General features: G+C 70.4%; 18 protein-coding genes and 2 pseudogenes. 10 read left to right on the top strand and 10 right to left on the bottom strand.

Going from position 1 to position 19,408, the window contains the following annotated elements; translation table 11 throughout:
• The first annotated feature begins 132 nt into the window (after positions 1-132).
• From ACFY9V_RS32985 to ACFY9V_RS33005, 5 genes are all read left to right on the top strand, one after another.
• On the top strand, positions 133-909 hold the full coding sequence (locus ACFY9V_RS32985) for a hypothetical protein (RefSeq protein WP_391164068.1): 777 nt from the start codon (positions 133-135) through the stop codon (positions 907-909).
• A gap of 60 nt (positions 910-969) precedes the next feature.
• Positions 970-1,146 carry a hypothetical protein gene (locus tag ACFY9V_RS32990; RefSeq protein WP_355342252.1) on the top strand — a complete coding sequence of 59 codons (177 nt, stop codon included), beginning with the start codon at positions 970-972 and terminating at the stop codon, positions 1,144-1,146.
• A gap of 166 nt (positions 1,147-1,312) precedes the next feature.
• A complete protein-coding gene (locus ACFY9V_RS32995; protein ID WP_355342255.1) occupies positions 1,313-1,708 on the top strand; it encodes a BlaI/MecI/CopY family transcriptional regulator in 396 nt (131 codons plus the stop codon).
• A 9-nt stretch (positions 1,709-1,717) separates the two neighbouring features.
• Positions 1,718-2,236: an amino-acid N-acetyltransferase gene (locus ACFY9V_RS33000; protein WP_355342258.1), complete on the top strand. Its 519-nt coding sequence runs from the start codon at positions 1,718-1,720 to the stop codon at positions 2,234-2,236.
• 121 nt (positions 2,237-2,357) lie between these two features.
• Positions 2,358-2,696 carry an Lsr2 family protein gene (locus tag ACFY9V_RS33005; RefSeq protein ID WP_355342261.1) on the top strand — a complete coding sequence of 113 codons (339 nt, stop codon included), beginning with the start codon at positions 2,358-2,360 and terminating at the stop codon, positions 2,694-2,696.
• Here ACFY9V_RS33005 and ACFY9V_RS33010 read toward each other — a convergent pair.
• Positions 2,627-3,211: an SCO3374 family protein gene (locus ACFY9V_RS33010; RefSeq protein WP_355342264.1), complete on the bottom strand. Its 585-nt coding sequence runs from the start codon at positions 3,209-3,211 to the stop codon at positions 2,627-2,629. The genes ACFY9V_RS33005 and ACFY9V_RS33010 overlap by 70 nt on opposite strands.
• Before the next feature lie 434 nt (positions 3,212-3,645).
• On the opposite strand from ACFY9V_RS33010, the gene ACFY9V_RS33015 reads away from it, so the two are divergent.
• Positions 3,646-6,165 carry an ATP-dependent Clp protease ATP-binding subunit gene (locus ACFY9V_RS33015; protein WP_355342267.1) on the top strand — a complete coding sequence of 840 codons (2,520 nt, stop codon included), beginning with the start codon at positions 3,646-3,648 and terminating at the stop codon, positions 6,163-6,165.
• A 257-nt stretch (positions 6,166-6,422) separates the two neighbouring features.
• Here ACFY9V_RS33015 and ACFY9V_RS33020 read toward each other — a convergent pair.
• Positions 6,423-7,916 (bottom strand): annotated as a pseudogene (locus ACFY9V_RS33020) (NACHT domain-containing protein); the annotation flags it as partial.
• 832 nt (positions 7,917-8,748) lie between these two features.
• Positions 8,749-8,925, bottom strand: a pseudogene (locus ACFY9V_RS33025) (hypothetical protein); the annotation flags it as partial.
• 526 nt (positions 8,926-9,451) lie between these two features.
• Here ACFY9V_RS33025 and ACFY9V_RS33030 point away from each other — a divergent pair.
• Complete coding sequence (locus ACFY9V_RS33030) at positions 9,452-10,189, top strand: M23 family metallopeptidase (protein WP_355342273.1); 738 nt, start codon at positions 9,452-9,454, stop codon at positions 10,187-10,189.
• Positions 10,190-10,363: 174 nt separating this feature from the next.
• On the opposite strand, the gene ACFY9V_RS33035 is transcribed toward ACFY9V_RS33030, so the two are convergent.
• Positions 10,364-10,942 carry a helix-turn-helix domain-containing protein gene (locus ACFY9V_RS33035; protein ID WP_355342276.1) on the bottom strand — a complete coding sequence of 193 codons (579 nt, stop codon included), beginning with the start codon at positions 10,940-10,942 and terminating at the stop codon, positions 10,364-10,366.
• Between the two features lie 234 nt (positions 10,943-11,176).
• Between ACFY9V_RS33035 and ACFY9V_RS33040 the strand changes: the two genes are divergently transcribed.
• Positions 11,177-12,751, top strand: a complete 1,575-nt coding sequence (locus ACFY9V_RS33040; protein ID WP_391049634.1) for a DHA2 family efflux MFS transporter permease subunit — start codon at positions 11,177-11,179, stop codon at positions 12,749-12,751.
• Positions 12,752-12,820: 69 nt separating this feature from the next.
• Here ACFY9V_RS33040 and ACFY9V_RS33045 read toward each other — a convergent pair whose 3' ends face one another.
• Together ACFY9V_RS33045 and ACFY9V_RS33050 are read right to left on the bottom strand one after the other, a co-directional pair.
• A complete protein-coding gene (locus ACFY9V_RS33045; RefSeq protein ID WP_391164069.1) occupies positions 12,821-13,180 on the bottom strand; it encodes a hypothetical protein in 360 nt (119 codons plus the stop codon).
• Entirely contained in the window at positions 13,177-14,553 is a 1,377-nt protein-coding gene (locus ACFY9V_RS33050) for a transcriptional regulator (protein ID WP_391164070.1), read from the bottom strand. The genes ACFY9V_RS33045 and ACFY9V_RS33050 overlap by 4 nt, the downstream gene beginning before the upstream one ends.
• Before the next feature lie 158 nt (positions 14,554-14,711).
• On the opposite strand from ACFY9V_RS33050, the gene ACFY9V_RS33055 reads away from it, so the two are divergent.
• Entirely contained in the window at positions 14,712-15,212 is a 501-nt protein-coding gene (locus tag ACFY9V_RS33055; protein ID WP_355342288.1) for an ATP-binding protein, read from the top strand.
• 108 nt (positions 15,213-15,320) lie between these two features.
• A complete protein-coding gene (locus ACFY9V_RS33060) occupies positions 15,321-15,731 on the top strand; it encodes a hypothetical protein (RefSeq protein WP_391164071.1) in 411 nt (136 codons plus the stop codon).
• A gap of 84 nt (positions 15,732-15,815) precedes the next feature.
• Here the strand turns inward: ACFY9V_RS33060 and ACFY9V_RS33065 are convergent, their stop codons facing one another.
• The 4 genes from ACFY9V_RS33065 to ACFY9V_RS33080 are packed head-to-tail and all read right to left on the bottom strand — an operon-like array spanning position 15,816 to position 19,361.
• Positions 15,816-17,150 (bottom strand): ATP-binding protein, encoded by a 1,335-nt coding sequence (locus tag ACFY9V_RS33065; protein ID WP_391164072.1) that lies wholly within the window; start codon positions 17,148-17,150, stop codon positions 15,816-15,818.
• A 6-nt stretch (positions 17,151-17,156) separates the two neighbouring features.
• Positions 17,157-17,840: a two-component system response regulator CseB gene (gene cseB, locus ACFY9V_RS33070; protein WP_355342294.1), complete on the bottom strand. Its 684-nt coding sequence runs from the start codon at positions 17,838-17,840 to the stop codon at positions 17,157-17,159.
• 4 nt (positions 17,841-17,844) lie between these two features.
• A complete protein-coding gene (locus tag ACFY9V_RS33075) occupies positions 17,845-18,642 on the bottom strand; it encodes a hypothetical protein (RefSeq protein ID WP_391164073.1) in 798 nt (265 codons plus the stop codon).
• Positions 18,630-19,361 carry a SigE family RNA polymerase sigma factor gene (locus ACFY9V_RS33080; RefSeq protein WP_391049628.1) on the bottom strand — a complete coding sequence of 244 codons (732 nt, stop codon included), beginning with the start codon at positions 19,359-19,361 and terminating at the stop codon, positions 18,630-18,632. Before ACFY9V_RS33080 ends, ACFY9V_RS33075 begins: the two co-directional genes overlap by 13 nt.
• Positions 19,362-19,408: the final 47 nt, after the last annotated feature.

Here is a 19,408-nt window from a genome sequence, read left to right on the forward strand (position 1 = left end):
TCTCGCCGTGTCGCCCGGCGGTACGGGGCGGCTCCGGGCCGTACGGGGGGCTTGCGGCGGTACGGGGCGGGCGACGCACCCGAGTGCGCGAGGATGCGTGTGATTTGTCCGGTTAAAGACTAATCTTTCGCTATGCCCACGCCACACGGAAACCGAGGCGGGATGGCGTTCAGCGCGGACGAACTGCGCGTGCTGCGCCGAGCCCTGGCGGAAGTCCTGTCCCCTTACGCGGGCCGGACCGACACCGCCGCCGACGCCGTGCTCGCGCCGCGCCCGGCCGAGCACGTACGCCCGGCGGAACAGCTCCGCGGACCCGTACGCCCCGCCGCACAGGCGCGCGTACCGGCGCGGCCCGCCGAGCACGTACAGGAATACCTCCGGCTCGTGCACGCCGTGGACGACGCGGTGGCGGAGGCGGGACGGCTGCGGTCGTTCCTGCTGGACGAGCTGAGCCGGTACCGGCAGGCGCTGCCCGGAAGCGCGGGCGGGTATCTGGAACGGCTCACCGCCGCGCTCGCCAGCGGCTACGTACCCGGCGCGGACGACCTCGCCGCACTGCGCCGCCTGCGGGCCGCACCGAGCGGAACCCCGGAGTACCGGCGGCGCACCGCACTGCTGCGCCGCTGCGAAACCCTCGCAGAGAACGACGTACGACTCCGTCTGGAGGCCCATATGACCACGTCGCGCCGCCTGCTCGCCCTTCCGGGCGCCCGTTCCGCCACCGCCGCGGACCCGGCGGAGAAGAAGCCGTCCCCGGCTCCTTCGCCCCGCCCGAAGTCCCCGGCGCCGTCCCCCTCGCCGGGGCCCGGCGAGGGCGCGCCCAAGCGCCCGCCGACGCCCGCCGAGATCTGGCCGCCCGGCCGCAAGCCCGCCGCGCCCAAGCGGGACGACGAGGCCCGCTCGGCCTGACGGGCCCCGCCGCACCCACCCGCCGTCGGCGGCGCGGGAGGCGTGGCTACGCTGGTCGGTATGGACTACGTATCCGCGATCGTGCCGCCGCTGGTGATGGCGATCCTCTTCATCGCCGTCATCGTGACGATCATCAAGAATCAGGGCGGGGCCAACAAGGCCAAGGAGGACGCGGCGGTGGACGCCGCCTTCGCCCGCGCCGAGGCCGCGCGCCAGCCCTCCGCCGAGGACCGCTGACGCCCGCCGCGGCATTTGACGGCCAAGGAAATCAATATCATCTGATACTTGGCCGAAGATCCATGCCCGATCCACGGACCGGTGCGGGGCGCCCGACAAGGCGCCGTGCGCCGGTCCGACCCGTTTGGTCCCGATAAGCGGAACGTCTGCGGCTAGTATCCGGAATGTGCCCCGGCCATTGGGAGACCTCGAAGACGCCGTCATGACGCGAGTGTGGGAGTGGAACCGACCGGTCACGGTTCGTGAGGTCCTGGAGGATCTCTCACGGGATCGATCCATCGCGTACACAACTGTCATGACCGTAATGGACAACCTGCGCCAGAAGGGCTGGCTCCGCCGCGAGGAGGAAGGCCGCGCTTATCGTTATGAGGCCGTTTCGACGCGTGCCGCATACTCTGCCGCACTGATGAACGAAGCGTGGTCCGCGAGCGACAACCCGGCCGCCGCGCTCGTCCACTTCTTCGGCATGATGTCTCCGGAACAGCGTGAAGCGGTCCGTGACGCATTGCGCATCATCCAGTCCGTCGACCCCTCCGGTCCTGCGGATCCCGAAGGGCGATAGCGTCCGCACATGCCCCTCATGTCGAATGACGTCACCATCCGCCGGGCGCGCACCGGCGATGTCGCCGCGGTACGGACGCTGCTCGACTCCTATGTGCGTGACGGCATCCTGCTCGACAAGCCGACAGTGACCCTTTATGAGGACATCCAGGAGTTCTGGGTCGCGGAACGGGACGAGGACGCGAACGTGGTCGCGTGCGGCGCCCTGCACGTGATGTGGGAGGACCTGGCCGAGGTCAGGACGCTGGCGGTGGACCCGACGCAGCGCGGCAAGGGTGTCGGCCACCAGTTGCTGGCAAAGTTGCTGCACACCGCACGCTGGCTGGGAGTCCGCCGAATTTTCTGCCTCACCTTCGAAGTGGACTTCTTCGCGAAGCACGGCTTCGTGGAGATCGGGGAGACGCCGGTCGACGGCGATGTCTTCGGCGAGCTCCTCCGTTCCAATGACGAGGGTGTCGCGGAGTTCCTGGACCTGGAGCGAGTGAAACCGAACACCTTGGGCAACAGCCGCATGCTGCTGCAACTCTGACCGTTCCGGTTTGTCCGGATCGCGCTACCTCGCGGGCGCCCGTTCGTGCAAGGGGTTTGTGTTTTTCCCGCAAAGGCGCTTTGCTTTTACCGTTAATCCGTTTTCGATGAAAGGGAAGCCGGTGGCTCAGAAGGTCCAGGTTCTTCTTGTTGACGACCTCGACGGCGGCGAGGCGGACGAGACCGTCACGTTCGCTCTCGACGGTGTGACCTACGAGATCGACCTCACCACCGCGAATGCTGACAAGCTCCGCGGGCTGCTCAACCCGTACACGGACAGTGGCCGTCGTACCGGCGGACGGGCCGGTCGTGGCCGCACCAAGGCGGTCCGCGGAGGCGGCGCTTCCGGTCCCGACACCGCGAAGATCCGTGCGTGGGCCAAGGAGAAGGGTTACGAGGTCAACGACCGCGGTCGTGTTCCGGCCACCATTCGTGAGGCGTACGAGAAGGCCCACGGCTGATCCTGGCTACGCGTCCGCAGCGTGATCCGGTGGCAGGCCGTCGCAAGGGCGGCCACCAGTGCCGTGAGCCCGATGGGTACCCCCGTTCCATCGGCTCCATCCGTGACACGCAGCGCGGGCACCGTGGACTCGACTTCGCACCCCGGTCGGGGAGGCCGCAGCCACACCGGCGCGGACCGGTCGTACGCGGCCTCCCGGCGGCCCCACTCGGGGTGCGCGGGCGCTCGCATCGGAGCGCCGGACCCCAGCGCCGTCAGATCCAGCCGGATACCGCCCCACTCCAGCCACTCCAGCAGCCCCGGCAGCTCCTCGGCGGATCCGGCGGCCACCAGCAGCCGGATCCGGTGGCCGTCCAGCGCCACCGGGCCGAGCTGGCCCGGCCGCGGGAAACGGTTCAGCATCGCCAGACCCGCCTCCGCGGGCACGTCCACCGCGTCGAACCGCACCCCGGTGACCAGACCCGGCGGCAGCGCCCCGGTGGTCGGCCACCCCAGTTCGTGCTCGTACCAGCCCATGCCGTGTGCAACTGCCCGCCGGGGCAGGGGTTACGGCGGCGACCACGTACCGTCGATGGGTGAACACGTTCGGTGTCGGCCGGAAGTGTCCGTAACGGCGCAAGGTTGTTCGCCCTTAGCGCACTCCCCAGCCGCTTTCGGCATGGAGTGTCCTGGGCAGAGGGTAAGAAGTACCTAGTGGGAAGGGCTGGTGTTCGAGCAGGCGAGGGCGTGCGTTCGCCACGGGCGTACTTGATAAAGGGGTATTCGCCTGGCCTGCGGGAACATCGTCTCGCACCATCGAGGTTGTGTGAGTGACGTCAGCCGGTAGCGCAGCTTTCCTCGCGCGAGCGGGGGTGGATACGTGAGCGGCGCCGCTGTGCGGGACTAGCATGCGGAAGGACAGGGAGGGGACCGACCCCTCACTGCCCGACCGCTCTGAGGAGCGATTAACGATGTTCGAGAGGTTCACCGACCGCGCGCGGCGGGTTGTCGTCCTGGCTCAGGAAGAAGCCCGGATGCTCAACCACAACTACATCGGCACCGAGCACATCCTCCTGGGCCTGATCCACGAGGGTGAGGGTGTCGCCGCTAAGGCCCTGGAGAGCCTCGGGATTTCGCTCGAGGCGGTCCGCCAGCAGGTGGAGGAGATCATCGGCCAGGGCCAGCAGGCCCCGTCCGGCCACATCCCCTTCACCCCCCGGGCGAAGAAGGTCCTGGAGCTGTCGCTCCGCGAGGCCCTCCAGCTCGGCCACAACTACATCGGCACCGAGCACATCCTGCTCGGCCTGATCCGCGAGGGCGAGGGCGTCGCAGCCCAGGTCCTGGTGAAGCTGGGCGCCGATCTCAACCGGGTCAGGCAGCAGGTCATCCAGCTCCTGTCCGGCTACTCCGGCGGGAAGGAGTCGGCCACGGCAGGCGGCCCGGCCGAGGGCACCCCCTCGACCTCGCTCGTCCTCGACCAGTTCGGCCGCAACCTGACCCAGGCCGCTCGTGAGACCAAGCTCGACCCGGTGATCGGGCGCGAGAAGGAGATCGAGCGGGTCATGCAGGTGCTGTCCCGCCGCACCAAGAACAACCCCGTGCTCATCGGCGAGCCCGGCGTCGGCAAGACCGCCGTCGTCGAGGGCCTGGCCCAGGCGATCGTCAAGGGCGAGGTGCCCGAGACGCTGAAGGACAAGCAGCTCTACACGCTTGACCTCGGCGCCCTGGTCGCCGGCTCCCGCTACCGCGGTGACTTCGAGGAGCGCCTGAAGAAGGTCCTCAAGGAGATCCGCACCCGCGGCGACATCATCCTGTTCATCGACGAGCTGCACACCCTGGTCGGCGCCGGTGCCGCCGAGGGCGCGATCGATGCCGCCTCCATCCTCAAGCCCATGCTGGCCCGCGGTGAGCTCCAGACCATCGGCGCCACCACGCTGGACGAGTACCGCAAGTACCTGGAGAAGGACGCGGCCCTCGAGCGCCGCTTCCAGCCCATCCAGGTCGCGGAGCCGTCGCTCCAGCACACCATCGAGATCCTCAAGGGCCTGCGCGACCGGTACGAGGCGCACCACCGGGTGTCCATCACGGACTCCGCCCTGGTGGCCGCCGCGACCCTGGCCGACCGGTACATCTCGGACCGCTTCCTGCCGGACAAGGCGATCGACCTGATCGACGAGGCCGGTTCCCGGATGCGCATCCGCCGGATGACCGCGCCGCCGGACCTGCGCGAGTTCGACGAGAAGATCGCCGACGTGCGCCGCGAGAAGGAGTCCGCGATCGACTCGCAGGACTTCGAGAAGGCGGCCTCGCTCCGGGACAACGAGAAGCAGCTCCTCGCCGCGAAGACCAAGCGCGAGAAGGAGTGGAAGGCCGGCGACATGGACGTCGTCGCCGAGGTCGACGACGACCTGATCGCCGAGGTCCTGGCGACCGCCACCGGCATCCCGGTCTTCAAGCTGACCGAGGAGGAGTCCTCCCGCCTGCTGCGCATGGAGGACGAGCTGCACAAGCGCGTCATCGGCCAGCGGGACGCCGTCAAGGCGCTCTCCAAGGCCATCCGACGCACGCGTGCCGGTCTGAAGGACCCCAAGCGTCCCGGCGGCTCGTTCATCTTCGCCGGCCCGTCCGGCGTCGGTAAGACCGAGCTGTCCAAGGCGCTCGCCGAGTTCCTCTTCGGCGACGAGGACGCGCTGATCGCCCTCGACATGTCGGAGTTCAGCGAGAAGCACACCGTCTCGCGGCTCTTCGGCTCGCCTCCCGGCTACGTCGGGTACGAGGAGGGCGGCCAGCTCACCGAGAAGGTGCGCCGCAAGCCGTTCTCCGTCGTCCTCTTCGACGAGGTCGAGAAGGCCCACCCCGACATCTTCAACTCGCTGTTGCAGATCCTGGAGGACGGTCGCCTGACCGACTCCCAGGGCCGGGTCGTGGACTTCAAGAACACGGTGATCATCATGACCACCAACCTCGGCACCCGGGACATCTCCAAGGGCTTCAACCTGGGCTTCGCCGCCCAGGGCGACACGAAGTCCAACTACGAGCGGATGAAGAACAAGGTCAGCGACGAGCTGAAGCAGCACTTCCGCCCGGAGTTCCTGAACCGCGTCGACGATGTCATCGTCTTCCCGCAGCTCACCGAGGAGGACATCCTCCAGATCGTCGACCTCATGATCAGCCGGGTCGACGAGCGGCTGCGCGACCGCGACATGGGCATCGAGCTCAGCCCCGACGCCAAGGTGCTGCTCTCCAAGCGCGGCTACGACCCCGTCCTGGGCGCCCGGCCGCTGCGCCGGACCATCCAGCGCGAGATCGAGGACTCGCTCTCCGAGAAGATCCTCTTCGGCGAGCTGCGCCCCGGTCACATCGTCGTGGTCGACGTCGAGGGCGAGGGCGAGACGGCCAAGTTCACGTTCCGTGGCGAGGAAAAGGTCACGGTCGCGGACGCGCCGCCGGTGGAGACGGCGAGCGGGCCGAATCTGACCAAGGACGCGTAGCGCCTCCGGCGCGGTAGCGTCCGCCGCGACAGCGGCGTAGTAAGGGGCGGGCCCCGGACCAGCGGTAACGGTCCGGGGCCCGCCCCTTTTGTCACCTCGGAGCGTGGACGGTGACCTTCACGCGCGGGATGCGGTCGGCGTTGAGGACGGGGCCGGGGCCGGTGACCGTGACCTTGGTCAGAGCGGGAAGGGCCGCGAGCGGCGCCAGGTCGACCGGGCCGGGGTCCCTGGGGCAACGCGCTTCCGTGATGGCGGTCGTGAGCTGCGAACCGAGCCAAAAGAACGACCGCGGCGTCTCCACCGATGGACCACGCCACCTGGACGACGGCCGAGGCCTCGTCGCGGCTCAGCCTTTCCGGGCCCGGAAGCAGTTCCAGGACCAGCGGGCCGACGCTCACCAGTCCTTGGACGTCCTCGGCCGTCCGTGGCGGGATGAGCCTCTCCGCACGATGCACCACCTCCGCGCGGACCCGCGGGTCCAGCTCTGTGGCGTGTTCCAGGCACGCCGTCGCCAGCAGGTGCAGCCGGGCTGAGTGGTCCGGCTCCGCGTCGCCGCGCTCGATCAGCTTCCGCAGCAGCCTGGCCCGCTCGGCCGGGCGGCCGTGGGCGACGGCCATGCGGATGACGTCGGCCCACTGGTCGTGGTGGGCGTTGGCGGCCAGCAGGTCGAAGTCGAGGTCTTCGACGGCTGCGCGGGCGGCCAGGAAGTCCTGGAAGGTGCGGTGGATGAAGTCGACCGTGTCCGGCGTGGGCTCGCGCAGCAGCCCGCTGCGGTCGCGCAGGTGGCAGTAGACGGAGGCGCTGTCGCCGAGCGCGGCGGCGGACGGCATCGCGGGCAGGGCGGCTGAGATCAGGCGCATGGCGTCGGAGATGTCCATCTCGGCCTGGCCGTTCTTCACCAGCCAGTACGCCAGCTTCTGGAGGAGCTGGATCTGCGGTTCCTCGGTGAGCGGGGTCGCCAGATCGCGTTCGCGGTCACGGCGGATCAGCAGCATGCCGAGGGCGGCGTCGTACAGCTCCTTGCGGCCGGTGGGGAGGTAGCCGCTGCGGTCGCGGTGCAGGGCGCAGATGAGGCCGCACATGAGCGGGTTCGTGGCGAGCCGGGCCAGGTCCTGCTTGGTGTGGAGGGCGTCGAGGAGGGTGCGCTGGTACGTGTCGAGGCGCGCCCGCTCCTCGGGCTCCTCGTCGGGGACGCTGGCGCGGGCGGCGTCGTGCCAGCGCTCGGTGAAGGCGCGGATGTCGCCCCGGCTCATGGGGGAGAGGGTCAGGTCGGTGAAGCCCTCGTCGGCGAGCCAGGAGTCGGAGACGGCCGTCGGGCGGGACGTGACCAGCCAGCGGTTGCCGGGATACGCGGCGAGCAGGCCGCGCAGCCAGTCGCCGACGCGCTCACGGGACCGTTCGTCGATCTCGTCCAGGCCGTCGATGAGGACCAGCCCGCGCCGTTCGGCCAGGACGTCCTCGGCCCAGTGCGACGGCGGGCTCAGCGGCACCTCGACGGCGCTCAGGAAGTCGGCGGGCGCGGGCAGCCGGTCGCGGCGGGCGATCGTACGGAGCGGGAGGACGTACGGGACCAGGCCGCGCAGGTGCTCCAGGTGCTCGCCCAGGTCCTGCCGGGCGGTGGCGACCGCCAGCCACTGCACGAGGGTGGTCTTGCCCGAGCCCGCGACACCCCGCAGCAGCACCCGGCCGTGCCCGGCGAGCGCCTGCTCTGCGGGGAGCGGGCGGTGGGCGCGCGGCGGGAGGTCTTCCATGGCCGGATCGGCCGTCGGCGTCGCCTCCAGGCTGTAGTAGGCGGCGTCCAGGGGCCAGGTGGCGCGTTTGCGGTCGGTGAGGTCGATGCCGAAGATGCGGAGCGTGCCGTGGCGTTTGACGAGGTAGGGGGCGTAGCGGGTCTCGAAGGTGGAGCGGGGGTCGGTGAGCTGGCCGGGGGGCGGGACGAACAGGGGGTGAAGCCCTGCTGGCTGAGGACACTGCGCAGGCCGGTGCCGTCGTAGGGGCGCTGGAGGAGTGTGACGGTGACGCGGCCGTGCTGCCAGCCGGTCGGGTCGGTGGTCACGACGCCGATCAGGACGTCACCCGCGAAGACGGCGGCGCCGGACATGCCCGCCCAGGGGGAGAGGCCGTCGGGGCGCGGGGCGGGCGGGGTGCCGTCGACGGTGAGTACGTCCCGGCCGCCGAGCAGGCCCGAGCCGGGCTTGTACGTACCGGTGAGCTGTTCGGTGTCGAGGCCGCCGCTCGCGTCGCGCTGGGCGTAGGGGAAGCCGATCGCCTGGCAGTCGGGGACGGGGGCGAGGGAGGACAGCATGGCCCACAGGTTGGGGCGACCGCGGGCGAAGGCGCTCTCGTCGGCCAGTGGCCGGGGCGCGACGAGGACGGCCACGTCGGTGCCCGACGTGTTCTCGTACCAGCGGCCCGCGACGCGGCAGCCGACCTCGCCGGCGCCGCCGAGCACGGTGACCCTGGCCTCGTCCGTGCCCGCCACGAGGTGCGCGGCCGTCAGGACCAGCGTGGGCGTCAGCAGGTAGCCGCTGCCCTGGACGCCTCGGCTGCGGACGACCGCCAGCCGCTCCCGTAAGGGCCCGCTCACCGGGGCGGGCGGGGCGCGTCACCCGGCAGGGTGCCCTCGTCCGGGGCGGCGATCTCCACCTGCCGGCCCGTCGCCGCGTCCTTCGGGCGGAGCGTGAAGGAGACCGTGTGGGTGCGGCCCGTGGTGCGGGCGGTGTCGGCGCCCGCTTCGACGACCACGGCCTTGATCCCGCCGTGGCCGGCCCCCCTTGTGTCCGGGCCTCACGATAGGGGCGGGAATGTGACCCGCGCCACGAATTGGTGGAAGGGGGCGGGTTCTAAGGGGCGGGGAAGGGGCGGGGAAGTGGCGGCGGAAGTGGCGGCGGTCACAGGTCCTTGGTCCCGGTGGAATTCGCCGGATCGCGTGGCGAGGTGATGTGCCCCATGTGAGCCAGGCCACTTACTAAGCGAAATAGTGGCGGGTTCGCGGGGTGTGCGGAGCCTGTGGATCACGCACAGGCGGGGGACAGGGAAGTGAAGGGGCGGGGCCCTTGATGCCCGTTTTGGTGCGACTTGAGCGCAGGGGCGTACCGGGCATTCGACGTAAAAAGGGTGAAGGGAAGGGCGGAATCCGAGAGGTAGGCGCTACGACCGCGCTTAGTAATAGGGGTCCTTGTGGTCCGGCGGAATGCCGCGTTACCAAGGATGGGCAACGAGCCGCAGTCGGATGTTTCGGATCTCCGGACCTGTTGCTCCCCCCTTTCAGTGAGGTTGTTTCTTCATGCGCAAGAACTCGACGATGAACCGTGCCCCGAAGTCCGTCACCCGTGGCCGTGTCGCGGTAGTGACGGGCGGACTGGTCGCGGCGCTCGCCCTGGGCTCGACGGCGGCGATCGCCGCCGACACGCAGCACGAGGGATTCCTCGCCGCCGGGACGGCGAGCAGCATCTCCGACGTGGTGCAGAAGCAGGCCAGCGGCCAGCAGGCCACCGCGGCCAAGGTGAAGGCCGACGCCGCGAAGACCAAGGCCGCCAACGAGGCCAAGGCCAAGGCCGCGGCCGACGCCAAGAAGCGCGCGGACGCCAAGGCCGCCGCCGACCGCAAGGCCCGCAGCGCGTCCTGGGTGACCCCGACCAGCGGTTACGTGATCGGCGCGGGGTACGCGCAGGCCGGTCCGCACTGGGCGCACACCCACTCCGGCCAGGACTTCGTCGTGCCGAGCGGCACGAGCGTGCGGGCCGCGCACACCGGCACCGTCGTGACGGCGGGCTGGGGCGGCGCGTACGGCAACAACATCGTGATCAAGCACGCGGACAACACGTACTCGCAGTACGGCCACCTGTCGCACATCGGCGTGCACGTCGGCCAGAAGGTGGACACCGGCCAGGAGATCGGCAAGTCCGGCTCCACCGGAAACTCGACCGGTCCGCACCTGCACTTCGAGATCCGCAAGACCCCGTACTACGGCTCCTCCGTCGAGCCGCTGCACTTCCTGCGCACGCACGGCGTGCACGTCTGACGTACATCTGACGTACGTCCGACGCACGCCTGATCCCACCAGTCGCACAAGAGATCCAGTCGTACAAGAGAGACGGCGGCCGTCAACATCCGGCCGCCGTCTCTACCCGTGCGAGGCCCCTCGGAAGGGCCCCTCAGCCACTCGCAAGCTCAGCCCCTCGCAAGCTCAGCCCCCTCAGACCCCCGCCTCGGCCTCCGCCTGGGCGACCAGGTCGAGCGCGACGTCGAGGATGGCGGCGCGCTTGGCGGCCGGATCGCCCTCGATGTCGCGCATCGCGAACATCCCGGCGTGCATGGCGAAGAGCGCGGTCATGCAGCGCACCTGCGCGGGCATCGGCCACTCCGGCTCCCTCAGCAGCCCGCTCAGCGAGCCGATCTTGCCCTTGAAGGACTCGCCGATGCTCAGCTCGCGCACCGTGGCCTGGTTCTCCTGGAAGAACCGGAACAGCGCCTCCGCGCCCCACAGCGCCTCGCTGTAGCGGCGCAGCACCTCCTGCTTGGTGGCCAGCGTGCGCGGCTGCTCGTTGCCCCAGGCGATCAGCGCGTCGACCGGTTTCGACAGGTCCTGCGCGATGCTGATGAGGATGTCTTCCTTGGTTTTGAAGTGGTAGTAGAGCGCCGCTTTGGTGACGTCCAGATGCTCGGCGATCTCGCGCAGTGAGGTCTTCTCGTAGCCCTGCTCCGCGAAGAGTTCGAGGGCGACGTCCTGGATGCGGCGGCGGGTGTCGCCGCGGCGGGTCTGCGCTGTGACCATGGCTGTGCACTCCTGCTGCGCTCGCGTCGGGCAGACGGAGCCCGACCGGCTCGACGGGCTGTACGGGGCATGACGGTACGGCCTTGGTCAAACCCTACGCACTTACTTGACGCCCGGCTAGTTACGCCCGTACCTTCATTCCGTACCTAGCTAGCCGGGCGGCAAGTAAGCGGACGGCGAAGTGAGTGTCGCCGGACCCGGAGAACCGCCCTCACCGGGGGAGGACCCACCGCCATGTCCCAGACCGACACCGCCGCCGCCGTCAAGGCGGAGCCGCGACAGCGCAGTGTGCGCGTCGTCATGGCGGGCCTGCTGATCGCGATGATGCTCGCGATGCTCGACAACATGATCATCGGTACCGCGATGCCGACGATCGTCGGCGAACTCGGCGGGCTCAACCACCTGTCGTGGGTCGTCACCGCCTACACGCTGGCCACCGCCGCCTCCACCCCCATCTGGGGCAAGCTCGGCGACATGTACGGCCGCAAGGGCATCTTCCTCACGTCCATCGTGCTGTTCCTGCTCGGCTCCGCGCTCTCCGGCATGTCGCAGACCATGGACCAGCTCATCAGCTTCCGCGCCGTCCAGGGCCTGGGCGCCGGCGGTCTGATGGTCGGCGTGATGGCGATCATCGGCGAGATGATCCCGCCCCGCGAGCGCGGCAAGTACCAGGGCATGATCGCCGGTGTCATGGCCATCGCCATGATCGGCGGCCCGCTCGTCGGCGGCAGCATCACCGACAACTGGGGCTGGCGCTGGAGCTTCTACATCAACCTGCCGATCGGCGTCGTCGCCCTCGCGATGGTCACCATCGTGCTGCACCTGCCGAAGAAGCGGCGCTCGGGCCGTATCGACTACTGGGGCGCGTCGCTGCTCACCGTCGCGATCACCTCGCTGGTCCTGCTCACCACCTGGGGCGGCACGCAGTACGCCTGGGGCTCCGCGCAGATCATCGGCCTGCTCGTGCTCGGCCTCGTCTCGCTCGCGGCCTTCCTCTACGCCGAGACCCGCGCCGCCGAGCCGGTGCTGCCGCTGCGGATCTTCCGCAACAGCAACTTCTCGCTGATCTCGCTGGTCGGCTTCATCGTCGGCTTCACGATGTTCGGCGCGATGACCTTCCTGCCGCTGTACCAGCAGACCGTCCAGGGCGCCTCCGCGACCAACTCGGGACTCCTGCTGCTGCCGCTGCTCAGCGCCATGCTCGTCGTCTCCATGGTCGCCGGACGCATCACCACCTCCACCGGCAAGTACAAGATCTTCCCGCTGGTCGGCGGCGCCTTCATGACCTTCGGCCTGTTCCTGCTCTCCACCATGGACGTCAACACCAGCCGGTTCACCTCCGGCCTCTACATGGCCGTACTCGGCGTCGGCATGGGCTTCGTCATGCAGATCACGATGCTGATCGCGCAGAACAGCGTCGAGATGAAGGACATCGGCGTCGGCTCCTCGTCCTCCACCCTCTTCCGCACGATCGGCGGCTCCTTCGGCGTCTCGCTCTTCGGCGCCCTGTTCACGCACACGGTCTCCCACGGCATGGCCTCCAGCGCCGCCGGAGCCGGTTCCGGGGCCGCTGGAGCCGGTGCCCAGCTCGACCGGGCCACCATCGCCAAGTTCCCGCCGGCCGTGAAGGACGCGTACTTCCACGCGGTCGCCGACGGCACCCACACCGTCTTCCTGTGGGGCGCCGTCATCAGCGTCGTCGGCTTCGCCGCGGCCTGGTTCATCACCGAGACCCCGCTGCGCGCCGCGGCCCCCAAGGCCGCCAGCTCCGAGGACGAACAGCCCCCGGTCCTGGCCGACGCCATCTGATCATCTGACCGTTACCCCGTACGAGCCCCGCGCCCGCCCCGGCAGACGCGGGGCTCGGTCGCGCCGCGGCTACGACGCGGCCTCGACCGCCTCGAAGATGTCCGCGTCCGTTTCCCGCTGCCAGGGCGGCAGTTCAGCCCAGTCCGCGACATACCCGGGCTTCGGGTCCTCGAAGTGCCGGTAGATCTGCGCGATCCAGCACGTCGCCACGAACCGCCCCTTCTGCTCCCGGCCGAGCCTGCCCGCGTGCCCGCCGCTCACCGCCAGGAACTCCCGCACCTGCCCCTCCACGGCCGCTGCCGACACCCGCTCCCACTCCGGCGTCGCCTCCCACGGCGTCACGTACCCGGCCTTCGGCTCCCCCGGGAAGTGCCGGTGCACTCCGGTGATCCACGCCTCACGAAACAGGCGTCCAGGTTCTTGTGTCACGTTCGGACTCCCAACGCTGTCATGCGGTCCGACAACTCCCGGACCCGCCTGTCGGACACGTACGGCGTGAGATGACTCCTCAAGCCGTGCAGTTTTTGGATCATGTAACCCGACCTGGTCCGGTATGCCACGTCCACCGCGCCCGTCCCATGGCTCACCAGCCGGTCGATGTCCTTGCGGCGGGCACCGATCACGGCGAGGTCGGTGAGCACCGAGCCCTGGCGGCGCGGGGAGAGCGGTTCACGAAGCGCTCTCGTGAGAGCCTGCTCGGCCAGGTCCAGCCGACCCAGGGAGATATAGGCGGCCCCCCGTTCCTCCGCCAGTCGGTCGCCGGTGAAGCGCAGCCAGCCGCCGGGGGCGGGGCCGGTGAGATCCTGCACGCCGGCCGCCTCGTCCAGCGCGCGGTTGCAGCCGTCCGCGTCACCCAGCCCGGCGAGGACCTGCGCCCGCACGGATGCGACCCAGTGGCGGGTGGGCAGCTCACCGTCTCCGTTCCGCGCGAGGGCCGCGGCTGCCTCAAGCAGCGGAAGCGCCTCGTCGTACTGGCGCGCGTAGAGACTGACGAACGAGTGCCGGACCAGCGCACAGGCCCACAGATCCCGGTTCCCGGCTTCCTTGCTCGCGTCACCGGCCAGCAGGTAGCACTGAGCGGCTTCGGTGTACCGGTTCGCGTCGAACCAGACCTCGCCGGCGAGTTGGGCGATGTCGCCGACCATGCCGCACAGTTCGCGGTGATCCGAGGCCCGCTGCCCTCCCCTCAGGGCAGAGGTGAGAGAGGCGAGTTGTTCCCGCACCAGCGGATACACCGACTGCTTGGTCGATGTCAGACCGTAGACGCTCCATAGATCGGCATTGAGCGTGCTGCGCTCACGCATGTCCTCGGTGGGAGCCGCACCGGTCTCGGGCGGCGCCAGGGGCTGCGGGAGCGCGACTATCGCCCCCGTGACGCTGACGAGTCGTAGGAACTCACGACGGATCATGTCCTCAAGAGTGCCTGAGTCGGGCTCCTGAACGAACGCGTTGTCGATATGGATTGGCCCGCCGTGTCCGGTCGCGGTCCTGGCCCTGGTCCGTCCGTACGTCGCCCGCCGGACGGTCACCGCGACTGTGCTGATCGTGGCCCGCCGTGGGCTGAATCCCAGGTCGGTCAGGGAGCGACCGGTGAGTTTGTGCAGCACGCGCTCGTAGACAGGCCGGGGGCTGGCGACCTCTCCGCGCTCCCACGCCGCGATGAGGCGCGGAGTGCAGCCGGTGTTCTCGCCCAGAGTTGACGCCGTGGCGTTGACGTGTCGGGCGAACTCGGTCCGGCTCATGCGGAACTGAGCTTCCCGCACATCGCGGATGACGTTGTTGGGCTTGGCGTCTGCGGTCATCTCGGCTCCGGCACTTCAGCACGTTGACGGTCAGAACGTAGCTTCTGAAGCGGCACGTTGGAGGCTGGATGCCCGGTCGGGGCGACTCCGATGTGCCAATTGCATGCTTCTTACACGCCGGTGGCCACGCGATCGCCGGACGCTATCGGTTTTCCTCGATGAGCAACTACGAGCAACTACCGGAGACGCTGCTCATTCTGGAACGGAGATCGCCCATGCCGACCAAAACCGTTGCGCCTCGCGGCCGGCCCCGCATGATTGCGCGGCATCGCATCGCACTCGGGCTGAGGCCCGAACTCGCCGAGGTGGGCCGTGCGCGCCACGAGTTGCGTGACCGCCTGGCCGAGTGGCGACTGAGCGAGGCAGCGGACGTGGCGCTGATCGTGCTCAGCGAACTGGTCGGCAACGCGTTACAGCACGCGCCGTGCCCGAGCATCGCGTTGACCGTGACCGCAGCCGACGGTCACGTGCTGATCGAAGTACGCGACGGCTCGCGCCGTCCGCCGGTCATCGACCGCGGCCCCGATCGCTACGGCGAGACCGGTCGCGGGCTGCCGTTGGTGGCCGCGCTCTCGCGGGACTGGGGTTGGACACCGCACGAGAACGGCACGAAGACGACGTGGGCCGTCGTAGCCGCTTTGGTGCGCGAGCCCGCGTGACCGTCACCCCCCCCGTATTTCCGTGGAAGAGACCCGGCCCCCCGGTCGGGCAAGCCCCGGTTCGATTCCGGGCGACGCGACTTCGAGAACAACCATGGAGGGTCCGCCGTGAACGACTTCGTGCCCGCACCCTTACCCGTGTGCGGTGCCCGCCGCCTCTTACCCGACCAACTCGTGCCCGCGGCGAGGGCGTTCGCCCCGCCCGACACCACGGAGCCCGAGCACGTGGACCGCGACCTGCGATGCGTGCTCCAGGCCCACGCCGCAGGCGACCACCACGCGTACGTGATGCACATCGACGGCCGCGACACCGGTTCGGTCTGGGCCCGGTGGGACCGAAGCGAGGGGCCACTCGCCCTCACGGTGCTGCCCGACTGCCGGGTACGCGCGCCCGAACCGCTGGACGAGGGGTGCTGCCAGTACGCGGACCATCCCGGCGGCCACTGCTACGAACTCACCGACCCCTGGCAGCCAACGGCTGTCCCCGCGGCGTCCACCGACCACCCGCGGGAGATGTAGACGCGTGCCATTCGACTGCGACCGACATTCGCGTGGCGGGAGGTCACTGGATTGTGCAAGCCCCGCGAAGTGCCGGACCCACGGCTACTCGCGGGGCAGCATCAGCTGCGCGACCGCGCCGCCGCCGTCCTCGGCGGGGACGTTGCGGAAGGTGAGGCGGGCGCCGAGGACGCGGGCCTGGCCGGTGGCGATCGTCAGGCCCAGGCCGTGGCCGCCGCCCGAGCGGGCGGCGGAGCCCGTACGGAAGCGGTTGGGGCCGTCGCGCAGGAGGTCCGGGGGGAAGCCGGGCCCGTGGTCGCGGACGCGCAGATAGGGGCCGTCGACCACCACCTCGACGGGGGCGCCGCCGTGCCGGGCGGCGTTGGCGAGCAGATTGCCGAGGATGCGCTCCAGGCGGCGCGGGTCGGTGGGCACGACGGCCTCCTCGGCCACCGTGACCGAGGCGTCCGGCGCCAGTGCCACGACGCGGCGGCGGACGAACTCGCCGAGCGCCAGCTCCTGGAGGTCGGCCTGTTCCGCGGCGCCGTCCAGCCGCGCCACCTCCAGGACGTCCTCGACCAGCGTCCGCAGCGCGTGCACGCGGTCGCGCACCAGCTCCGAGGGGCGGCCGGGCGGCAGCAGCTCGGCGGCGGTGACCAGACCGGTGACCGGCGTCCGCAGCTCGTGCGCGATATCGGCCGTCACCCGCCGCTCGGCCTCCAGCCGCAGTTGCAGCGCGTCGGCCATCGCGTCGACGGCCCGCGCCAGCTCGTCCGTCTCGTCCCGTACGCGCCGGCCGCCGATCGCCTCGCGCACCCGTACCTCGGTGTCGCCGTCCGCGACCTTGCGGGCCGCGACCGCCGCCTTTCGCAGCCGCCGCGACATCCGGCCGCCGATCAGCACGCCGATCGCCGTACCGCCGACGACGACCGCGAGCGACCCGGCCACCAGCGCCTGGTCGAGGTCGTCCAGCACGGAGTAGCGGTCGGTGAAACCGGTCTTCAGCGACAGCACCCGGCCGTCCGCGGCGGGCGTCTCCGCCCACACCATCGGGTGACCGCCGGTGTCCTGCACATACGTGGCGCGCTGCCCCTTGGCCGCGAACTCCTTCAGTTCGCGCGGCAGCTCCGGGTCGTCGATCTTGGCGTAGAAGACCAGCCGCCCGGTCGTCTCGTAGATCCGCAGCGCCGACTGGACGCGCTCGTCCTGGACGTCACGGGTGCTGTTGATCATGCTGACCCGCGCGGCGTTGTGCACGACCAGGCTCAGCGCGAGCGCGACCAGCGCCGACACCACGGCGATGGCCGCGGCGATCTTCCAGCGCAGACCGGCACGGAACCAGCGCGGGCCGGTACCGAAGCGGCGGGGGCCGGTACGCGAGCGGCGCGGGGCTCCGGGGTACGAGGAGGCGGACGGCGAGTCCGCCGGACGGGACGGCACGCGACCTCAGGCCCGCAGCTTGTAGCCGAAACCGCGGACGGTCTCCAGCCGGTCCTGGCCGATCTTGGCGCGCAGCCGCTGCACATGGACGTCCACGACCCGCGTGTCGCCGCCCCACTCGTAGTCCCAGACCCGCTGGAGCAGCCGGTCGCGGGAGAGCACGGTGCCGGGCGCGCCCGCGAACTCAAGCAGCAGCCGCATCTCGGTCGGGGTCAGCGCCAGCCGCTCCCCGGCCCGCGTGACCACCATGCCCTCGGGATCGATCTCGATGTCCCCGAAGGAGAGCTGCGGCGCGTCGTCCAGCCCGTCGTCACCGCCCGCCGCCCGGAAGCGGCGCAGTACGGCGCGGATGCGCGCCACCAGCACCGCGCCGTCGAACGGCTTGGTCACGTAGTCGTCGGCCCCGGCCTCCAGGCCGAGCACGATGTCGATGGCGTCGGCCCGCGCCGACACCATGATCACCGGCACCGTCGACTCGTCCCTGATCCGGCGGCACAGCGACACGCCGTCCAGGCCCGGCACCATCACGTCGAGCAGCGCGAGGTCCGGCCTGCGGGCGCGGAAGGCCGTGAGCCCTTCGAGCCCGTCGGGCGCGGCCGTGACCTCGAAGCCGTCGCGTTCCAGCGCGAGAGTCGTCGCCTCGCGGATGACGTCGTCGTCCTCGACGAACAGGACATGAGTGGCGGCCACCGGGCTATTGTCCCTGGCCGTGCTGGACGGCGTCGCCGTCGGCCGACATCTGCGGGGCCGTCGAACCGGGAGCGGCGGGACTGCTCGGCCTGCCGGACACGCCGGAGGAGGGGGATTTGGCCGGCGCCGGGGTCGTGGTCTCCGCCGCCGGCACGCCGGGATCGACCGGGTCCGACTTGGGCAGCGGCGCCGGGTCGGTCGAGGTCGGCTCGGGCGAGACGGTCGGGGTCCGCGCGCCGAAGTCCGAGAAGTCCCGCGCGACCTCGACGAAGCGCTGCCCGCGCCAGGCGTACGTGATCGACTCCTGCCCGGTCGGGTACGTCGCCGGGTCGTCGGTCCTGTACACCTCGTGGATGATCTGGAGCCGCCCGTCCTCGACACTGCCGTAGACCGGCGGCTGCTCGTCCGCGAACACGTTCTGGTACTTGCCGTTGACCATCCGGTACACGTACGCGGCGATGCCGAGGCCGTCGCCGCACGTCGTCACGTTGATCACCAGGTCGGGGCCGTCGCCCGCCGTGAGGTCGCCCGAGTCGGTGTCCATCGGGTAACCGGCCCCCACGCACGGCGTCAGATCCTCGCGTACGTCCGCGCTGACGCTGTTGTCCTTGCGCACCATCGTGGCCAGCGCCACCTGGTCGGCGACGATCGCCGGGGCGACGGTGGACGGCGTCTTCACCCGGGTGGCGGCCGGCGCCGGGCCTTCACGGCGGGCGCCGGTGGCGGCCGTACCGCAGCCTGCGACCACGACGCACGCGCACGCCAGCGCGCCCGTCGCGAGAGTCGAGGCTACGCGGCCCACACGCCCTCCATGCGTTCCATCGGTTCCCGGCCGAGCGCGGCCGGGTCCAGCGGGTCGGTCGAGCCGGCCGACCCGGTCGAGCCGGCCGTGCCGAGCGGAGCGGCCGCGCCGAGCGGTCCGGTCGCGTCCGTCGAATGAGCCGGGTGCGTCGAGTATGCCGATTCCGGTTGGGACGCGTCACGCCCGGCAGAGTCCCGGTCCACCGCGTCCAGCCGGGAGTAGCCGTAGCGGCCGTGCTCCAGTTCGTACCGCAGCCGGGCCAGCGCCCGGTGCAGGGTGCTCTTCACCGTACCGGTCGACATGCCCAGCGCGCGGGCCGTCTCCTGGGTGGAGAGCTGGCCGTAGTGCCGCAGCATCACGACCTGCCGCTGCTTGGGCGCCAGCACCGTCATCACGTCGAGCAGCATTTCGCGGTCCGCGCGCTGCTCCGAGCCGTCGTCCACGCTCGCGTCCGGCAGCTCGCCGGTGGGCACCTCTTCCAGCTTCCGGTTCCGCCACCACTCGGTACGGGTGTTGATCATGACCCGGCGCATGTACGCGTCGGCCAGCGTCTTGTCGGCGATGCCCTCCCAGCGCGGATACGTCCGCACCAGCGCGGTCTGTACGAGGTCCTGCGCGTCGACCGGATTGGGCACCAGGCGGCGGGCGCTGCGCAGCAGGGCGTCCTGCCGAGTCCGCACGTACTCCTCGAACTCCAGTACCTCGCCGTTCCCCGCCATGGTGTGACTCCGTCCCGTGCCTGCCTGCCGCTGTCGTCGTTCCCTGC

This window comes from Streptomyces sp. NPDC008317, from assembly GCF_042955955.1.
Lineage (GTDB): Bacteria > Actinomycetota > Actinomycetes > Streptomycetales > Streptomycetaceae > Actinacidiphila.

Bases quoted from the DNA above. Each gene is read 5' to 3' on its own strand.
- ACFY9V_RS33015 (WP_355342267.1), top strand. From the start codon at position 3,646: ATGTTCGAGAGGTTCACCGACCGCGCGCGGCGGGTTGTCGTCCTGGCT.
- ACFY9V_RS33040 (WP_391049634.1), top strand. From the start codon at position 11,177: ATGTCCCAGACCGACACCGCCGCCGCCGTCAAGGCGGAGCCGCGACAG.
- ACFY9V_RS33080 (WP_391049628.1), bottom strand. From the start codon at position 19,361: ATGGCGGGGAACGGCGAGGTACTGGAGTTCGAGGAGTACGTGCGGACT.
- ACFY9V_RS32985 (WP_391164068.1), top strand. From the start codon at position 133: ATGCCCACGCCACACGGAAACCGAGGCGGGATGGCGTTCAGCGCGGAC.
- ACFY9V_RS33000 (WP_355342258.1), top strand. From the start codon at position 1,718: ATGCCCCTCATGTCGAATGACGTCACCATCCGCCGGGCGCGCACCGGC.
- ACFY9V_RS33030 (WP_355342273.1), top strand. From the start codon at position 9,452: ATGCGCAAGAACTCGACGATGAACCGTGCCCCGAAGTCCGTCACCCGT.
- ACFY9V_RS33035 (WP_355342276.1), bottom strand. From the start codon at position 10,942: ATGGTCACAGCGCAGACCCGCCGCGGCGACACCCGCCGCCGCATCCAG.
- ACFY9V_RS33010 (WP_355342264.1), bottom strand. From the start codon at position 3,211: ATGGGCTGGTACGAGCACGAACTGGGGTGGCCGACCACCGGGGCGCTG.
- ACFY9V_RS33055 (WP_355342288.1), top strand. From the start codon at position 14,712: ATGAGCAACTACGAGCAACTACCGGAGACGCTGCTCATTCTGGAACGG.
- ACFY9V_RS32990 (WP_355342252.1), top strand. From the start codon at position 970: ATGGACTACGTATCCGCGATCGTGCCGCCGCTGGTGATGGCGATCCTC.
- ACFY9V_RS33050 (WP_391164070.1), bottom strand. From the start codon at position 14,553: ATGACCGCAGACGCCAAGCCCAACAACGTCATCCGCGATGTGCGGGAA.